Source organism: Variovorax sp. P4_D9, from assembly GCF_056401695.1.
Genome location: NZ_JBFUIU010000882.1, coordinates 1 through 3,498, shown reverse-complemented (window position 1 = coordinate 3,498; position 3,498 = coordinate 1). Strand labels below are relative to the sequence as shown.

At 67.1% G+C, this 3,498-nt stretch carries 4 protein-coding genes; all 4 read right to left on the bottom strand.

Annotation, left to right across the window (positions count from 1 at the left end; translation table 11 throughout):
- Positions 1-1,235 (bottom strand): D-arabinitol 4-dehydrogenase (gene dalD / locus AC1DY5_RS47415; protein WP_478121306.1); only part of this gene is annotated, 1,235 nt, incomplete at its 3' end.
- A 13-nt stretch (positions 1,236-1,248) separates the two neighbouring features.
- Positions 1,249-2,280: an ABC transporter ATP-binding protein gene (locus AC1DY5_RS47410; RefSeq protein WP_478121305.1), complete on the bottom strand. Its 1,032-nt coding sequence runs from the start codon at positions 2,278-2,280 to the stop codon at positions 1,249-1,251.
- 19 nt (positions 2,281-2,299) lie between these two features.
- Positions 2,300-3,124 (bottom strand): carbohydrate ABC transporter permease, encoded by an 825-nt coding sequence (locus tag AC1DY5_RS47405; RefSeq protein WP_478121304.1) that lies wholly within the window; start codon positions 3,122-3,124, stop codon positions 2,300-2,302.
- 10 nt (positions 3,125-3,134) lie between these two features.
- Positions 3,135-3,498 (bottom strand): carbohydrate ABC transporter permease (locus AC1DY5_RS47400; protein ID WP_478121303.1); only part of this gene is annotated, 364 nt, incomplete at its 5' end.

The following is a 3,498-nucleotide window of genomic DNA, read 5'->3' as shown; positions in this document are numbered from 1 at the left end:
GTGTAAGGCAGCGTGCCCTGGTGCCAGCGCTGCAGGAAGGCCAGGAACAGGGCCGGCAGCAACGCGACGCTGGCAATGCTTTCACCGCGGTCCAGCCGTTCGCGCACCGTCGGGGCGATGAAGCCCGGGATCTTCGAGAAGCCGTCCATCGCCACGCGCTGGTTGGTGTCGCGGATCGCCGGATTGCCGAAGCGCTCGAGCACCACGTCGCGGTAGGCGGGCAGGTCGACCGGGCTGGGCCGGCCCGGGCGGTCCAGGCAGGGGATGACCTCGTCCGTGACGTAGTCGAAGGCCATGCGCCGGATCGCCGTGCGCTGCGTGCCTTGGTGGATGTACTGCAGTCCGGCCAGTGTGCCGGCCCAGGCGATGCAGCTGTGGCTGGCGTTCAGGATACGGATCTTCGCTTCCTCGTAGGGCGCGACCGAATCGACCAGTTGCACGCCGACCTTCTCCCACTCGGGTCGGCCGTTGGCGAAATCGTCCTCGATCACCCACTGGATGAAGCTCTCGCCGGTCACCGGGGCGCCGTCGTCCCAGCCGGTGGCGTCGCGCACCCGCTGGCGCAGCTCGGGCGGCGGCCGGGGCGTGATGCGGTCGACCATCGCGTTCGGGCTGCGGGTGTTCTCGCGCACCCAGTCCAGCAGGTCGCGATCGTCGACGCGCTCGATGAATTCGAGCAGGCCCTTGCGAAAGCGCTCGCCGTTGTGGCGCAGGTTGTCGCAGTTGAGCAGGGTCACKGGCTCCGCGCCGGCGAGCCGCCTGGCGCGCAGGATCGCGCAGACCGCGCCGTAGATGGTCGAGCCCGCCAGGCCCTGGCGCGCGCGCTCGAGGTCGGCCGCAAGATCGCTGGCGCCGAGGTCGAGCCGATCGTGCGGGTCGAGGTAGTAACCGGCCTCGGTCACCGTGAACGAGACGATCCGGGTGCGCGCCTCGGCACCGCGTGCGATCACTGCGGCCAGGCTCGGGTCGTAGGGCAGCACCTCGCGGATCGCCTCGATGCGCTGGTAGCGGTAGGCACCGGCCGGCGACACCGTCTCCAGCGTGTAGCGGCCGCCCTGCACGCGCAGTGCGGATTCGACATCGGCCATGTCGGGCCGCAGGTTGGCGCCGGTGATCGACCAGCGCGTGTCGCCGGCGTCGATCAGCTGTTGCAGGTAGGCGGCCTGGTGCGCGCGATGGAAGGAGCCGAGCCCGAGGTGCAGCACCACGAGGCCGGAAGAGGTGGGAGAAGTCATGGCGCTGGCCCTGTCAGGCGCTGACCGTCTGGCCTTCGCGGTTGAAGAAATGCAACACCGATGGGTCGAGTTCGACGCTCATCGTGTCGCCGGCCTGTAGCGCGGTGCGCTCGTTCTGCCGCGCCACCAGCGGAACGCCGTCGACGTCGATGTGGATCAGCGTGTCGGCACCCAGCGCCTCGATCAGTTCCACGCGCGCCGGCGCGCCCTGGCCCTGTCCGTGGTGCACCCGCAGTGCCTCCGGCCTGACGCCAAGGAAACCATCCGCCGGCAGCCGGCCGCCGGTCAGCGCCGAGAAACTCGGTATCGCCTTGGCCTCGACCATGTTCATCGAGGGCATGCCGATGAACTGGGCGACGAACTGGTTGGCCGGCCGGTCGTAGAGGTCCATCGGCGTGCCGACCTGCTCGATCAGGCCGTCGCGCAGCACCACCACGCGGTCGGCCAGCGTCATCGCCTCGACCTGGTCGTGCGTGACGTAGATGCTGGTCGCGCCGAGCGCACGGTGCAGCTTGTGGATCTCGACCCGGGTGTTGCCGCGCAGTGCGGCATCGAGGTTGGACAGCGGCTCGTCGAACAGGAACACCTTGGGCGCCCGCACGATCGCGCGGCCGATCGCCACCCGCTGCCGCTGCCCGCCCGAGAGCTCCTTCGGCGTTCGCGTCAGGTAGTTGGTGAGGTTGAGCGTCTTGGCGGCGTATTCGACCTTGGTCTTGATCACGTCCTTCGACACCTTCGCGAGCTTGAGCGCGAAGGACATGTTGTCGTACACGCTCATGTGCGGATAGAGCGCGTAGCTCTGGAACACCATCGCCAGGTCGCGCTTGCCCGAGGGCGTGTTCGTGATGTTCTTGCCGTCGAGCAAGAGCCGGCCTCTGGTGATCGGCTCGAGCCCCGCGATCAGCCGCAGCAGCGTCGACTTGCCGCAGCCCGAAGGTCCGACGAAGACGATGAACTCGCCCTTCGCGATCTCGAGGTTCACGCCCTTGATGATGTGTGCTTCGCCGAAGCTCTTGCGGATGTCGTCGAGCTGGAGGTAGGCCATGGGATGTGCTCCTGTGCGTTTACTTGACGGCGCCGAAGGTCAGGCCCTGGACCAGTTGCTTCTGGCTGAACCAGCCGAACACCACGATCGGCGCGATGGCCATCAGCGAGGCGGCCGAGAGCTTTGCCCAGAACAGGCCCTCGGGGCTCGAGTAGGAAGCGATCAGCGTCGCCAGCGTGCCGGCCTTGGCCGAACTCAGGTTGAGGGCCCAGAAAGCCTCGTTCCAGCTCAGCACCAGGCACAGCAGCCCGGTGGAGGCGAGGCCACCGACCGACAGCGGCAGCACCACGTGGCGGAACTCGGTCCAGAGGCTGGCGCCGTCCATGCGCGCGGCCTCGAGGATCTCGGGCGGGATGTCCTTGTAGCTCGAATAGAGCATCCAGACCATGATCGGCAGGTTCGACAGCGTGAACACCACGGTCAGCGCGGTGCGGGTGTCGAGCAGGCCGGCGGTCTGCGCCAGCACGTAGATCGGCACCAGCGCACCGACTGCCGGCATCATCTTGGTCGACAGCATCCACATCAGGATGTCGCGCGTGCGCCGGGTGCGGAAGAAGGCCATCGAGTACGCCGCCGGCGCCGCGATCAAGAGGCCGATCACGGTCGAGCCGATGCTGGTGATCAGCGAGTTGCGTGCGAACAGCAGGTAGTCGCTGCGCCGCTGCACCTCAGTGAAGTTCTCCAGGGTCGGCGTGAAGATGAACAGCGGCGGCACATGGATCGCCTGCAACTCGGTCTTGAAGGCGGTCAGCACCAGCCAGCCGAGCGGGAAGAAGAGCAGCAGAGTGAAGGTCCACGCGCAGACCGTGCGCAGCGCCAGGAAGAGGGGACTGTCGGGTTGCATGAGGTGCTCCTCAATCCAGGTTCTTGCCGATGATCCGRATSAGGAAGGCCGCSACGATGTTGGCCATCACGACCGCGAACAGKGCRCCCGCCGAAGCCACGCCSACGTCGAAGTTCATCAGCGACTGCTTGAAGATCAKGTAGGTGAGGTTGGTGCTCTCGTTGCCCGGKCCGCCGTTGGTGGTGATSGCGATCTCRGCGAACACCGACAGCAGGAAGATCATCTCKATCATGATCACCACCGCCATCGGCCGCCCCAGGTGCGGCAGCGTCAGRTAGMMGAAGCGCTGSAMYGMGYTGGCGCCGTCCATGCGCGCCGCYTCCATCTGCTCGCGGTCCAGCGACTGCAGCGAGGTGATGAAGATCAGGCAGGCG

Bases quoted from the DNA above. Each gene is read 5' to 3' on its own strand.
- AC1DY5_RS47410 (WP_478121305.1), bottom strand. From the start codon at position 2,280: ATGGCCTACCTCCAGCTCGACGACATCCGCAAGAGCTTCGGCGAAGCA.
- AC1DY5_RS47405 (WP_478121304.1), bottom strand. From the start codon at position 3,124: ATGCAACCCGACAGTCCCCTCTTCCTGGCGCTGCGCACGGTCTGCGCG.